Raw genomic sequence first — 14,539 nt, forward strand, 5'->3', positions numbered from 1 at the left:
AGATAACTTATTAAAACAGCCCGTTGATGATTCGTTTTGCCTGAACCCCTTGGAACTGGAGCGCATTGTAGAGATTTCTGACTGTACGTCAACACTTTTTTTCAATTAATCCTTAAATTTCTGTTATTTTTTAAGGACAGGGTTAACTATGATCATTAAAGCATCAAAAACGATGTTTTTTAAACAACTTACCATATAAATCGCTTCGTCCAGTAAAGTACAACTTTGAATTAGTTTATCTGTACGGCTAAACAATCATCTCATTATTGAAGTAATAGCTTCACCAATGTTGATGATCACATCAATAGTTCGCTGCTTAGATAGCAACTATTATTAATTCAATATTAACCATAATAAATAAAAACTAAAGTTACCTAACTTGAACGCCGAATTAGAAAGCTTAGATTTTACATTAAAAATGGAAGCAATAGATTAAAGATATAAATAATGTACTTTCCATACTACTCTCTATAATGCTAAAAACTCTTTTCTCTATGTTGAGAAATAGATAAGAGTAGCTACTATTATTTAATGAATAGTGTTGGGGATAAAAAGAGTTATTAGATAAGATTTTTAATCACCCTAGGTAAAATCTTCAGGTAGTGACGCTTACTAATGTAGCTTTAATAAAATGCTTTACGATAGCGACCTTATCTTTTACTTACTTTCATCAATATTTGATTAGGTCCGGTAAAGCACCTTAATAACATGCCAACCAAATTTAGTTTTAACCAAGTGAGGTTCTAATATAGCCCCACTAAAAGCTACCTTATCAAACTGAGACACCATCTGACCACGTTTAAACTCACCCAAGTCTCCCCCCTTTTTACCAGACGGACACGACGAGTGCTTTTTAGCTAACGTTTGAAACTTAGCACCTTTACCTAGCTGCTTAATAATATCTTCGGCAAGTTCTTTGTGTTTCACTAATATATGAAGTGCGTGTGCTGTTGCTGCCATAAGAAACCATCCTAATATTACTGATAACTCAACCTAGATTGAACACATAAATAAATCCTTTGTAAAGATCTTATATCAGTTCAGAGCTAATCTAGATAACTACTATTTTTTTGACATAAAAAAACCCCAACTCTTTCGAATCAGGGCTTTATAATGGTGGTACCAGCGGTCGGACTCGAACCGACACGTCTTGCGACAGGGGATTTTGAATCCCCCATGTATACCAATTTCATCACGCTGGCAAAGGCTTTACGCCCGTTTTGCAATTTGCAAAGAATTCACTTTTCACACTAAAAATTGATTTCTTTGTAAACTATTTTATTAACGGTAAATAAGCTATCAATATTGAAGTTATACAGCCACTTCAGCAACAAGCTTAATTGGTGGCATTATACGAGATATAGTTGCTTGTGCAATAGTTTTTCTTGCTTCAATGGCTATATGCTGTTTATTTATTCAATTATAAGCTTGGCTGATACGCTTTAAAAAATAAATCAACGGCTTTATCAACATGTTCATAAACATCTTCATCTAACAATTTATCATTAGGCAGCAATAACATTTTAAAATGTAAGCGCCCTTTTACCATTTCTATTAAAATTTGTGTCGCGAATAAAGGATCATCTATTGATAACACACCGTTCTTATCTAATTCTATTAAATAGTCAGTCAATGGCTCCATACCTTTAAGTGGTCCTTTTTCATAGATCAACGTACCTACTTCAGGTAACTTAGGTACCACTTGCAGCACTAAACGAAATAGCGAAACTAAGGTGTCTGATAGAATCCCTTTAAGAAAACGAAAGCACACTTCTTTAAGTGCATCCTTAGGGGCTAATTGACTCAATTTAATAGACGCTATGGTCGCAGTATGAATAACAATTTGCTGCTGAATAACTGATGTTAATAAACCTTGTTTGTTACCGAATTCATTATAAATAGAACGTCTTGAACCACCCGCTTCAGCAATGATCATCTCTAACGACGTTTGATCATAACCATGCTTTAAAAAGAGTCTTTTTGCCGCATCAAGTATTGACTCTCCACGTGAGCTTAAATCATTTAAAATTAATTCTTCTTTATAGGCCATATTTCAATCTTATATCACTCTTACTTAACTATCATTTGACATTGGTACTACATAGTACCAAGATATAGATAATTTAACAGTATCAATTTACTTTTAACCTTTATACCTCTATAAAAAGTGAGTAAATTTCATTATTGGAATCATTATGAGACTATTCTTAACACTCTTTTTAACTCTATTTCTATTTAGTTGTAATGAGCAAGAAAACATAACCGAAAAAGCTATTAGGCCGATTGCTTGGGAAAAGGTTAGCGAATCTAATTTACAACAGTTACGTACTTTGTCAGGTATTGTAGCTCCCGTTGAATCAACTAGCTTAAGTTTTGAAGTGATGGGAAAGATTGAGAGTGTTGAAGTGAAGCTTGGTGATACCGTTAAAAAAGGCCAAGTGTTAGCTCAACTGAATCACAGAAGCCTCACACTCTCGGTAAAATCGGCTAAAGCACAATTAGATAAAGCAAATTCTGATCAAGTTGAAGCAAAAAACAGCTTTACTCGTTACAGTCAGTTAATTAAAAACGGTTTGGTATCTCAATCTGGATTTGATAACGCAAAAGCTAATTATGAATCAAGCGAAAGTGCGGTAGGTGTTGCTCAGGCACAATTAGATATAGCTCAAAAAAATCTACAAGATGGAACCTTACGCTCTCCATATAACGGTATAATAACAAAACGCTTAATTGAACCATCACAGCAAATCAGCTCTGGGCAACCCGCTTTTGAAATTGAAGGTAAGCATGGTTTGGAAGTACATGTCATGGTACCTGAAACCTTGATCAAAGAATTACAGCACAACAGCATGATACCAGTACGGTTTCCAGTATTACCCCAAACTAAAATGTTAGGTCGGGTTACAGAAATAGGAACCAGAGCAGAAGCGGCGAATGCTTTCCCTATCACAGTTGTCTTACAGGAAAAAAATCCATCATTAAGAGCAGGAATGACTGCTGAAGTAGATTTTACTTTTGAAGACAAAGGCTCAAAATATTACCAAGGCGTTGCTATCAGTGTACCATTTAGCGCAATACGGGCTGGTTTAAATCAAAAAAGTTATGTATTTATCTACAACCCAAACACACAATCGGTCAATTCAAGTGAAGTTACTATTGAAAATATACGTAACAACATTGCCTTTATTTCCTCTGGTTTAAAAAGTGGTGAGATCATTGCTATTGCTGGTGTCGCGTTTTTACGTGATGGCCAAAAAGTAACGTTGTTAGACAACACTACCCAACGTTTTAATTAAGAATCAAACTATGAATATCACTCATATAGCTTTTAAGTATCGTAAAACTGTATTTTTTATTCTTACATTATTATTAATTAATGGTGTATTTGCCTATTTTACCTTACCTGCACAAGAAGACCCAACTATAACGATAAGAGAATCTGTTATTTCAACTTCTTTTCCTGGGATGGCACCTGAACGTGTAGAGCAGTTAATAACCAAGAAACTTGAAGAAGAAATTAGAAAAGTACCTGAAGTTAAAGAAATAAGATCGCTTTCAACTACGGGAAACTCAACTATTCATGTCAAAATTCATGATCGGTATTTTAATCTTGATGATATCTGGCAGGATGTTCGTAATAAAGCCGTAACCGCTCATACCAAAATGCCTTCAGGTACTAGCACCCCTTATGTAAATACAGAATTTGGTGATGTTTCAGTGGTAACACTAGCTTTAACTGCTGATGGTTTCGACATGAGTGCTATGTATGATATTGCACAGCATATTCGTGATACCTTATATAGCGTTGAAGGAACAAAGAAAATTGAAATTTTAGGCCATTTAGAAGAGCGTATTTTTCTAGAGGCATCAAATGCAAGATTATCGCAACTCGGTATTTCTCCTCAAGCGCTGATCAATGAATTACAAAAACAAAACATTATCCGCTCTGGTGGTGAAGTCGATACAGGTAAAAAGAGTTTCATCATAGAACCATCAGGAAATTTTGGTAGTGTCCCTGATATCGCCAATACTTATATAAATATACCTAACACCGAAGATTTTATTGCGTTAAAAGATGTGGTTAGTATTAAACGAGACTATATCGATCCACCGGACAAATTAGCTTATTACAACGGTAAACCCGCTATCTATTTTGCAATTTCTATGTTGCCTCAATACAACATTTTAGAATTTGCGCCACGTATAAAAACCAATATTAATAAAGTAATTGCTAGTCTACCTATCGGTTACCAACTTGATATTGCTACCTATCAAGCTGAGCAGGTAGAAAAAACAGTACAAGGTGTCTCAATTAACGTACTACAAACACTCGCTATTGTCTTAGTCGTAGTTGTACTATTTTTAGGCTTAAGAACTGGCTTAATTGTCGGGGCTATTGTTCCATTTGTTATGTTAACAACCTTATCAATAATGCTATTTTTTGATATGAAATTAGAGCGTATGAGTTTAGCGACTTTAATCATATCATTAGGTTTATTGGTTGATAACGGTATTGTTATTGCTGAAGATTTTAAGCGAAGAATTGAAGATGGTATTAGTCGTTTCGATGCCATGTTACAAGGTTGTAAAGAGCTCGCCATTCCATTATTAAGCTCCTCTATCACAACAATTTTATTTTTCTTACCATTGATGTTAGCTGAACATGTCGCAGGTGAATTTACTCGTTCAATCTCGCTCGTCATTTTGATTACCTTAATGACAAGCTGGATACTGGCTTTATGTGTCACGCCTATTCTTTGTTACTATTTTATAAAACCGTCGAAAGCCGAAATAGAAAACAGTTTGGTGAAAGGCAAGTTATCCACCATGTATGAAGGTTTTTTGCATTCCGTATTAAAACACAGGCTAATCTTTATTAGCATAATATTAATTTTATTTGTTGCCGCAATTGGTTCAATGAAATTTGTTGCCAAACAATTCTTTCCAGAGTCTGATCGTACGCAAATATTAATGTACATTGATTTACCGAACGGTACTTCTTCACGTGAAACTAATCGCCAAATGAAAGACATATTTACCTGGTTAGATAACAAAGAAAAATTTGCTTTTATTGAAAATTATTCTGGCTACGTAGGCTTCAATGGACCACGTTTTGTCTTATCACTTAACCCTGAAGATCCAGCTCAAAATAAAGGTTTTATTGTGCTTAATGTAGTTGAAGGTACAGACGTAGCCAAAAGAGTATCAGAATTAGGAACACAGCTTGAAGCCAAGTTCCCCAATATTTCTGCTCGCGTGAAAAAAATGTTCTTAGGCCCATCTGATGCAAAAACAATAAAAATTCAAGTTAAAGGCCCAGACAAAAACGTTATTTATCAAAAAGCACAACAAATTATGGACTTGCTCCATCAAGTTCCTAATACTATTAACATACGTAACGATTGGGAAAACTTGATTGTTAAAATAGATGTTAAAATTGATCAACATCGAGCCAAAAGAGCAAGTTTAACATCATCTGAAATAGCCGACGCCTTACAAACGTATTTTTCAGGGGCGCAAATAACAGAATATAGGGAAGGTGATGAAATTATCCCTATCATTTTACGCGCGCAAGAAAGTGAACGTAATAACTTAGACAAACTACGCACACTTAATGTCTATTCTGAAAAAACAGGAAAAGCGATCCCGTTATTCCAAGTAGCAACATTTGTACCTGTAAATCAATTTTCTGTTATACACCATGAAGATATGTTTCGTACTATTAGCATTGAAGCACGTAATACGGGTATGGCTGCAGAAGATCTACAAAAAGTTATAGATGAAAAAATTCAACTGTTAGCAGCTGACTTACCCGTTAATCACGAAATATTCTACGGTGGTGCAATTAAAGAATCTAAAGCGGCCCAAAAAGCATTAAGTGCTAGTATGCCAATGGTGATTGGTTTTATATTAATACTACTTGTTGCTCAATTTAACTCCTTTAGAAAAGCAGCGATAATTACCTTAACCATGCCGCTCTCTTTTATTGGTGCTGTAATTGGTTTATTAGTGATGCAAGCACCGTTTGGTTTTATGGTTACTTTAGGATTATATAGCTTGGCTGGTATTATCATTAACAATGCTATCGTACTCATTGATCGCATTAACATTGAAGTTCAAAGTGGTAAAACGCAATACCAAGCTTTAGTGGATGCTTGCTTAACGCGATTACGACCTATTGCAATGACAACAATTACAACAGTAATGGGCTTACTACCATTAATTATCAGTAAAGACCCATTGTTCTATGGTATGGCTAATGTTATTGCTTTTGGGTTAGGTATTGGTACCATATTAACACTTGCTGTTGTGCCTGTACTTTATTCTACATTTTATAAGGTTAAGGCTGAATCCTAAACGAACTTAAAATAGTGAAGGTGAATGCCATTTTCAGGTATTCACTTAGCTTAATTTTCACGATTACACACTACTTACTTAAACTCTTGTAGTGTCTTTGATAGACTACGCTTTTGTTAAGCTACCACTCGTATTTTGAGCACTTTGTATGACTTCAACTGATGTAAATGAATTTCCTCGCGCTGGATTCCGTCGCCGCTTTGGCTCTTGGATTTATGATCTACTTATTGCTATTGCCGTTTATATGCTTGCCGGTGCAATATCCTTTTTTATTTTTAACTTATGTATTAGGTATGGGCTTATCGATATGCAAGGCTTCGAGCACTCAATAGATTTACAGCGTTCTTCATTGCTTTTTAGTGTATTAATCTATGGTTGGAATATTGCCTGGGTAAGCTTTTTCTTTGTGTTTTTTTGGTCAAGAACAGGCCAAACATTAGGTATGAAGGCATGGCGTTTACGTGTACAAAATCAAGATGGTACACGTATTACTGAAATGACAGGAATAAAACGTTTACTCCCTACTCTGCTTGGCTTAGGGAATTTAACCGTAATATTTGATCGTAAAAATAAGCTCAGCTTACAAGATAGACTCACTAACACGGAAGTGGTTGTTTTGTCATTAGAAGCGAATAAAGGCAGACTGTAAGAGCTCACCAGCTTTTATAACAAGAAAGCAGGATCAATTCTTATATAGCTATTTTAGATTCGGCTGTTCAAGGTGAGCGTTAAATATATCATTTTATTATGTTGGTTTTTTATTCATAAAATACCAAGCCAACATAATAAAAATGATACTTGGTGAAACAGCACCTATTAATGGTGGGAATTGGTACACCAAGCTTAATGAGCCTAATACTTCATTACAAACAAAGAAGATAATACCCGTAATAACCCCCATCATAATCCGCGCGCCCATAGAAACAGAGCGTAGCGGTCCAAAAATAAATGACAAAGCAACTAATAGCATTACCGCAACCGTTGCAGGTTGCACCAGTTTCCGCCAAAACGCTAATTGATATCGGCTAGGATCTTGTTCATTCGCTTCTAAATAATCTAAATAATCCACTAAGCCTCGTATCGATAAGGATTCAGGTGTTACGGTTACCACGCCTAACTTTTTAGGTGTTAATGAAGATTCCCATACTTGTTTGTCTATATTACTACTACTAATTTTTTGCTCGTTTAATTGTGTATTTACCACGTTTGATAATAACCAGGCTTCATCTTTATATACTGCCGACTCTGCACTTAACCAACTATCTAATTTGAGGTCATCATTAAAACGATAGACTTGTACTTTCTTTAACTGTCCTTGCTCTAACACTTCGCCAATATTAACAAAATAATCGCCATCTTTAGCCCACACTCCATTTTTGGCTGAGATTAAACTCCCACCGGATATAGCCTGAGCCCGAATTTCTCTTGCTGTTGCTTCTCCTTCAGGCGCTAACCATTCTCCCACAGCCATAGAAACAAAAATAAGTAAAATTGCCGTTTTCATTACCGATTTAATAATATCTAAACGTGATAAGCCAGCTGCTTGCATGACTACCAGCTCACTATTACTCGCTAACATACCAATGCCAATTAATCCGCCAATTAATGCTGACATGGGAAAAAAGACTTCTATATCTCGAGGAACAGAATAGAGAACATAAAGTGCAGCATGCGATAAATCATAATTACCTCGCCCCACAGCACGCATTTGTTCAACAAACTTTATAATACCGCTAACACTAACAAAAACGGCCAAAGTTAAAAAAGTAGTGGATGCGACAATACGCCCAATATAAACATCTAATATTTTCATTAGATCTGGCCTCGAACATTATTACGCTTAAAACTAGGCAGTTTTGCTTTAATCTTTCTGCCGCTACTACGCTCTTTCATTAAAAGAATAATACCTAAAAATAAAGCACTAATATGAATAGGCCAAAGACCAACAGCTGAGGGTAGCGCCTGTCGCTCTACCCCAGATTTCATTGCCGTTAATAATAAAAAATATCCTAAAAATAACATTAATGCCGGCAACATTTTGGCAAATTTACCTTGTCTAGGGTTAACAACACTAAGAGGCACAGCAATAAAGGTTAAAATAATGCATGCAAGCGGAAAAGCGATACGCCATTGTATGGTTGCACTATACTCAGCTGCAGTCTTAACGTCTGTTGAATTAAATAGTTGTTGTGTAGGTAAAGCACTCAGCTTACGATGTTTTTGTTCTACTTCTTGATCTTGAATTTGTATATAGTATTTATCAAACGTAACTGCCTGAAAGACCCCGTTAGTTGCATCTTTGTGATAACGCATACCTTCGGTTAGTACTAAGCGTTGAGATCCTGAATCTTCCTCAAGCACTTGTCCTTTTTTTGCATAAACCAAACTAGAATTAATAATACTCTCTTCTGGATGATTTACGTTAGGCAATTGAGCTACAAATACTTTATCAAAACTATTGTCATTGCGATTCTTACCATGAATAAAAACAACCGCTTTTTCATTACCAGTTTTTTGAAAACGTCCGGCGATTAAAGAGCTCAAGCCCGAATCAGCCGCAAGTTCGTCTGTTACTTGATATTGATATTCTGATGCCATCGGCGCTAAATACAAAGTAAATATGCCGGTAAAAATGGCGGTAACAAAAGCAAGCACCAAAGTCACCCGTACAACATACCACTCACTCACTCCACAAGAATGTAGTACGGTCATTTCGTTATCCGCATAAATACGGCCATATGCCAATAAAATACCTAAAAATAAACTTAAAGGCAGCATCATACCTGCCAAATCAGGAACTTTAAGTGCAATAAATGTCATCACCATTTGCCCAGGAATACTACCTTCTGAGGCGTCACCTAAGACACGAACAAATTTTTGACTGATAAAAATGGTCATCAACACAAAAAATACTGCTAGCTGCGTTTTTGCCACTTCTTTTAATAAATAACGAAAAATGATCACAAAAAGATCCCATTAAAACTGTGTTTTTTCTGACAATCGACAAGTTTTTCTAGTAAACTTGCCGTTTTCATAACTAAACTATATAGTCGACATATAAAATTAATTGATATATGTAGCTATAATTATAGCCCTTAGCACTATCACTTGAATAGTTAAGAGTGCAATTTTTTACTAGTTTTAGCAAGAGATACCCTCATTAAACGTAAAAGGAGAACTTCATGGAGTTCGGTATAAAAAGCGGTAGCCCAGAAAAGCAACGTAGTGCCTGTATTGTTGTTGGTGTGTTTGAGCCTCGTCGTCTTAGTTCAACAGCAGAACAACTTGATGAAATAAGTGAAGGCTATATAAGCAATCTTTTGCGTAAAGGTGATTTAGAAGGTAAGTCAGGACAGATGTTATTATTACATCATGTACCTAATATTCTTAGTGAACGTGTTTTATTGGTTGGTTGTGGTAAAGAACGTGAATTAGACGAACGTCAATATCGCCAAATAATCAAAAAAACTATTAATACACTAAATGAAACAGGTTCAATGGAAGCAGTATGTTTCTTATCTGAACTTCATGTTAAAGGTCGTGATACTTATTGGAAAATTCGCCAAGCGGTAGAAGCAACCCAAGATGGTTTATACAGTTTCAATAGTTTAAAAACTCATAAAGAAGAGCCTCGTAGACCTTTACGTAAAGTAGTATTTAACGTACCTACACGTCGAGAGCTACCAATTGGTGAGCGCGCTATTAGCCACGCATTAGCAATTGCTGAAGGTATTACAACCTGTAAAAATGTTGCCAATATGCCACCAAACATTTGTAATCCGGCATATTTAGCAGAGCAAGCCAAAATTTTAGCCAATGATTACGATAGAGTATCAACAACTATTGTTGGCGAACAGGAAATGGAAGAGCTTGGTATGGGGTCATACTTGGCAGTAGGTAGAGGCTCAGCAAATGAATCTTTAATGAGCATTATGACCTATAAAGGCATTGATGATGACTCAAAACCACTAGTACTAGTTGGCAAAGGCCTTACTTTTGATAGTGGTGGTATTTCATTAAAGCCTGGTGCTGGCATGGACGAAATGAAATATGATATGGGCGGTGCTGCAGGTGTTTTAGGTGCTATGCATGCCTTAGCCGAGTTGAATTTACCAATTAATGTTATCGGTATTTTAGCGGGCTGTGAAAACATGCCAAGCAGTAATGCTTATCGTCCAGGTGATATTCTAACAACAATGTCAGGACAAACAGTAGAAGTATTAAACACCGATGCTGAAGGTCGTTTAGTTTTATGTGATGCTTTAACCTATGTTGAGCGTTTCGATCCTGAAGCGGTAATTGATGTTGCTACATTAACAGGTGCCTGTGTTGTTGCCTTAGGTAAACATGCAACAGGTTTGTTAAGCTCTCATAACCCACTTGCTCATGAGCTATTAAATGCTTCAGAACAAAGTGGTGATAGAGCATGGCGTTTACCTTTATGGGACGATTATCAAGAACAACTTGAAAGTCCATTTGCTGATATGGCAAATATTGGTGGTAAAGAAGCAGGTACTATTACCGCCGCTTGTTTTTTAGCGCGCTTCACTAAAAAATATAACTGGGCTCATTTAGATATTGCTGGAACTGCATGGCGCAGTGGCGGTAAAGATAAAGGCTCAACAGGCCGTCCTGTTAGCATGTTAACGCAATTTATGCTTAACCGTGCAGGTCAAGAAGTGGACGAGTAGTTTCGTTTAAATTAGGCAAATACCATGCAAACACAGGTTATGTTTTACCTTCTCAATGACGAGAAGACTGACAATAATGATAAAGATGCTGAAACAACAGATAAAAGTTCAGCACTTTATCATGCCTGTTTACAAGCAAGCCATTTTTATCGTCAAAACCAGCGGGTATTTATTTATACACAAGATAAAGAGCAAGCTGAGCAAATTGATGAATTATTATGGGCATTTGACACTGATAGTTTTGTGCCTCATAACTTGGCGGGAGAAGGACCAAAACAAGGTGCTATGGTAGAAATTAGCGATCAACCGTTACGTGGTCGCCGCCCTGTTTTAATCAACTTAACCGAAACTATGCCTACATTTGCAAATCAATTTCAATTTATTGTTGATTTTGTCCCTAGCGATGAAATCTTAAAACAAAAAGCCCGTGAGCGTTTTAAAACGTGTCGACAATGGGGCTTTCAAGTAAACAATCAAGTAGTGGCACAGCCACAATAATATAGGTTGCACCTTAAATTCTGTAAAGTCTTAATTCAACTTACCATTAACAACTTTTTATACCGGAACAATGATGGAAAAAACATTCAACCCAACCGACATTGAACAATCTTTATATACCAGCTGGGAAGAGCAAGGTTACTTTAGCCCAACAGGTGAAGGCGATAGCTATAGCATTGCCATTCCGCCGCCTAATGTCACCGGCTCTTTACATATGGGACATGCTTTTCAACAAACCATCATGGATACTTTAATTCGATACCAACGTATGCAAGGTAAAAATACCTTATGGCAAACAGGTTGTGATCATGCTGGTATTGCTACTCAAATGGTTGTTGAACGTAAGATTGCTGCTGAAGAAGATAAAACACGCCACGACTATGGCCGTGAAGGCTTTATCGATAAGATTTGGGAATGGAAAAACGAATCTGGTGGCACTATAGGCAAGCAAATGCGTCGTTTAGGTAACTCTATCGATTGGTCACGTGAACGCTTTACCATGGATGATGGTATGTCTGAAGCAGTTCAAGAAGTGTTTGTACGCTTGTTTGAAGACGATCTTATTTATCGTGGTAAACGCTTAGTTAATTGGGATCCAAAATTCCATACCGCAATTTCAGATTTAGAAGTAGAAAACAAAGACAAAAAAGGCCACATGTGGCATTTACGTTACCCACTTGCTGATGGCCAAAAAACGGCAGAGGGTCTTGATTATTTAGTGGTAGCAACAACGCGTCCAGAAACCATGTTAGGCGATACCGGTGTTGCGGTTAACCCTGAAGATCCACGTTATAAAGACCTAATTGGCAAACAAGTATTACTACCATTAGTGAATCGTTTAATTCCTATTGTGGGTGATGAACATGCTGATATGGACAAAGGCACGGGTTGTGTAAAAATCACACCTGCTCATGACTTTAACGATAATGAAGTCGGTAAACGTCATGCGCTACCTCAAATCAATATTTTTAATAAAGATGCAGCAGTGTTAGCAACAGCTGAGGTTTACGACACTAAAGGCGAAGTATCGAATGCTTATGATGGTGCACTACCTGCAGAATTCGCAGGTATGGATCGCTTTGTCGCGCGCAAAGCTATCGTAGCTAAATTTGATGAATTAGGTTTATTGGTTGAAGTGAAAGACCATGATTTAGTTGCGCCATACGGCGATCGCTCAGGTGTTATCATTGAACCTCTTTTAACTGATCAATGGTACGTACGTGTTGAGAAATTAGCAGGTCCTGCCGTGGATGCAGTGAAAGACGGTCAAATTGAATTTGTTCCTAAACAATACGAAAATATGTACTTTGCTTGGATGAACAATATTCAAGATTGGTGTATTTCACGTCAACTTTGGTGGGGACACAGAATTCCAGCTTGGTATGACGAAAGCGGCAAAGTTTACGTTGGTCGTACCGAAGCTGAAGTACGCGCTAATAACAACATTAGCGATGATATAAAATTAAGCCAAGATGATGATGTACTTGATACTTGGTTCTCATCTGCACTTTGGACATTCTCAACGTTAGGATGGCCAAAAGAGACCGATGATCTAAAAACGTTTCACCCTACTGATGTACTAGTAACAGGTTTTGACATTATTTTCTTCTGGGTTGCTCGCATGATCATGATGACGATGCATTTCAATAAAGATGAAAATGGTAAATCACAAATACCTTTCAAAAAAGTATACATGACCGGCCTTATTCGCGATGAAAATGGCGATAAAATGAGCAAATCAAAAGGTAACGTAGTTGATCCATTAGATATGATTGACGGTATTTCACTTGAAGATTTATTACAAAAACGTACTGGCAATATGATGCAGCCTAAGTTGGCCGCTAAAATAGAAAAATTAACCCGCAAAGAATACCCAAATGGTATTGAAGCACACGGGACTGATGCTTTACGTTTCACTTTAACATCGGTTGCGACTACGGGGCGTGATATTAGCTGGGATATGAAACGCTTAGAAGGTTACCGTAACTTTACTAATAAGTTATGGAATGCTAGTCGTTATGTAATGATGAACACTGAAGAATTTGATTGTGGAGCAAATGGCGGCGAAATGGAATTGTCTCTTGCTGACCGTTGGATCATAGGACAGTTTGAGCAAACAGTAAAAACGGTTCATGAAGCTTTTGATACTTACCGTTTTGATCTTGCTTCACAAGCTTTATATGAGTTCACTTGGAATCAATTCTGTGACTGGTATTTAGAATTAACTAAACCTATTTTATTCAAAGGTAATGAAGTACAACAACGTGGTACTCGCCATACATTAGTCAACATTTTAGAGGCATTACTACGTTTAATGCACCCTATTATGCCGTTTATTACTGAAACTATTTGGCAGCGCGTTCAACCATTAAGTGGTTTTGCTAAAAAAGGTGATTCAATTATGATTCAGGCATTTCCTGAATTTGACGCCAGCAAATGTGATCAACAATCAATTGACGATCTAGAGTGGGTTAAACAATTTATTATTGCCATTCGTAATATTCGTGGCGAAATGGATATTTCACCTAGTAAAGAGCTACCAGTATTACTTAAAAACGTAAACGAGAACGATAAACGTCGCTTAAATGAAAATGAACAATTCTTAAGCTCGCTGGCAAAACTTGAAAGTATTACTGTGTTAGCAGAAAGTGAACAAGGCCCTGCTTGTGCTTCAGCTGTCGTTGGTGATTTATCTGTTCTTATACCAATGGCTGGTTTAATTGACAAAGAAGCCGAGATTGCTCGTTTAGATAAAGCCATTGATAAACTAGATAAAGAAGCAACTCGAGTTCGTGGCAAACTGGGTAATGAAAATTTTGTTAGCAAAGCTCCACCTGCGGTTATCGCCAAAGAAGAAGCAAAACTAGCTGAAGCTGAATCTACCCTTGCAAAAATGCAAGAGCAAAAAGCTCAAATAGCAGCACTATAATTTAGTAAAAGAGTAATTTCCGCCTACGAAAAACACCGTAGAGTAGGCGGAAATTAAAAATATT

At 36.8% G+C, this 14,539-nt stretch carries 10 protein-coding genes and 1 tRNA gene; 6 read left to right on the top strand and 5 right to left on the bottom strand.

Annotated features, from left to right (window positions below; all coding sequences use genetic code 11):
* Positions 1–681: 681 nt before the first annotated feature.
* The 3 genes from ppiC to Q4496_RS15405 form a co-directional block, all read right to left on the bottom strand.
* A complete protein-coding gene (ppiC, locus tag Q4496_RS15395) occupies positions 682–960 on the bottom strand; it encodes a peptidylprolyl isomerase PpiC (RefSeq protein ID WP_215973621.1) in 279 nt (92 codons plus the stop codon).
* A gap of 157 nt (positions 961–1,117) precedes the next feature.
* Positions 1,118–1,202: transfer RNA gene (locus Q4496_RS15400), tRNA-Leu, on the bottom strand.
* 218 nt (positions 1,203–1,420) lie between these two features.
* Entirely contained in the window at positions 1,421–2,050 is a 630-nt protein-coding gene (locus Q4496_RS15405) for a TetR/AcrR family transcriptional regulator (RefSeq protein ID WP_215973620.1), read from the bottom strand.
* A 145-nt stretch (positions 2,051–2,195) separates the two neighbouring features.
* On the opposite strand from Q4496_RS15405, the gene Q4496_RS15410 reads away from it, so the two are divergent.
* From Q4496_RS15410 to Q4496_RS15420, 3 genes are all read left to right on the top strand, one after another.
* Positions 2,196–3,296, top strand: a complete 1,101-nt coding sequence (locus tag Q4496_RS15410; RefSeq protein ID WP_215973619.1) for an efflux RND transporter periplasmic adaptor subunit — start codon at positions 2,196–2,198, stop codon at positions 3,294–3,296.
* A 10-nt stretch (positions 3,297–3,306) separates the two neighbouring features.
* Positions 3,307–6,357, top strand: a complete 3,051-nt coding sequence (locus tag Q4496_RS15415) for an efflux RND transporter permease subunit (RefSeq protein WP_303610778.1) — start codon at positions 3,307–3,309, stop codon at positions 6,355–6,357.
* A 148-nt stretch (positions 6,358–6,505) separates the two neighbouring features.
* Positions 6,506–7,006 (top strand): RDD family protein, encoded by a 501-nt coding sequence (locus tag Q4496_RS15420; protein WP_215973617.1) that lies wholly within the window; start codon positions 6,506–6,508, stop codon positions 7,004–7,006.
* Between the two features lie 96 nt (positions 7,007–7,102).
* Here Q4496_RS15420 and lptG read toward each other — a convergent pair whose 3' ends face one another.
* Together lptG and lptF are read right to left on the bottom strand one after the other, a co-directional pair.
* Positions 7,103–8,170 (bottom strand): LPS export ABC transporter permease LptG, encoded by a 1,068-nt coding sequence (gene lptG / locus Q4496_RS15425; protein WP_215973616.1) that lies wholly within the window; start codon positions 8,168–8,170, stop codon positions 7,103–7,105.
* Positions 8,170–9,321 carry an LPS export ABC transporter permease LptF gene (gene lptF, locus Q4496_RS15430; RefSeq protein WP_215973615.1) on the bottom strand — a complete coding sequence of 384 codons (1,152 nt, stop codon included), beginning with the start codon at positions 9,319–9,321 and terminating at the stop codon, positions 8,170–8,172. Before lptF ends, lptG begins: the two co-directional genes overlap by 1 nt.
* Before the next feature lie 218 nt (positions 9,322–9,539).
* On the opposite strand from lptF, the gene pepA reads away from it, so the two are divergent.
* From pepA to Q4496_RS15445, 3 genes are all read left to right on the top strand, one after another.
* Positions 9,540–11,048, top strand: coding sequence for a leucyl aminopeptidase (gene pepA / locus Q4496_RS15435; RefSeq protein ID WP_215973614.1), 1,509 nt, complete (start codon positions 9,540–9,542; stop codon positions 11,046–11,048).
* A 24-nt stretch (positions 11,049–11,072) separates the two neighbouring features.
* Positions 11,073–11,546 carry a DNA polymerase III subunit chi gene (locus Q4496_RS15440; protein ID WP_215973613.1) on the top strand — a complete coding sequence of 158 codons (474 nt, stop codon included), beginning with the start codon at positions 11,073–11,075 and terminating at the stop codon, positions 11,544–11,546.
* Positions 11,547–11,619: 73 nt separating this feature from the next.
* The gene (locus tag Q4496_RS15445; RefSeq protein WP_215973612.1) at positions 11,620–14,475 is read left to right on the top strand and encodes a valine--tRNA ligase; all 2,856 of its coding nucleotides are present in this window, start codon (positions 11,620–11,622) and stop codon (positions 14,473–14,475) included.
* The last annotated feature ends 64 nt before the right edge of the window (positions 14,476–14,539 follow it).

It is taken from the genome of Colwellia sp. 5_MG-2023 (assembly GCF_030547795.1).
Lineage (GTDB): Bacteria > Pseudomonadota > Gammaproteobacteria > Enterobacterales > Alteromonadaceae > Colwellia.

Coding starts and splice junctions, on each gene's coding strand:
- Q4496_RS15445 (WP_215973612.1), top strand. CDS start 11,620: ATGGAAAAAACATTCAACCCAACCGACATTGAACAATCTTTATATACC.
- Q4496_RS15440 (WP_215973613.1), top strand. CDS start 11,073: ATGCAAACACAGGTTATGTTTTACCTTCTCAATGACGAGAAGACTGAC.
- lptG (WP_215973616.1), bottom strand. CDS start 8,170: ATGAAAATATTAGATGTTTATATTGGGCGTATTGTCGCATCCACTACT.
- Q4496_RS15405 (WP_215973620.1), bottom strand. CDS start 2,050: ATGGCCTATAAAGAAGAATTAATTTTAAATGATTTAAGCTCACGTGGA.
- Q4496_RS15420 (WP_215973617.1), top strand. CDS start 6,506: ATGACTTCAACTGATGTAAATGAATTTCCTCGCGCTGGATTCCGTCGC.
- Q4496_RS15415 (WP_303610778.1), top strand. CDS start 3,307: ATGAATATCACTCATATAGCTTTTAAGTATCGTAAAACTGTATTTTTT.
- Q4496_RS15410 (WP_215973619.1), top strand. CDS start 2,196: ATGAGACTATTCTTAACACTCTTTTTAACTCTATTTCTATTTAGTTGT.
- ppiC (WP_215973621.1), bottom strand. CDS start 960: ATGGCAGCAACAGCACACGCACTTCATATATTAGTGAAACACAAAGAA.
- pepA (WP_215973614.1), top strand. CDS start 9,540: ATGGAGTTCGGTATAAAAAGCGGTAGCCCAGAAAAGCAACGTAGTGCC.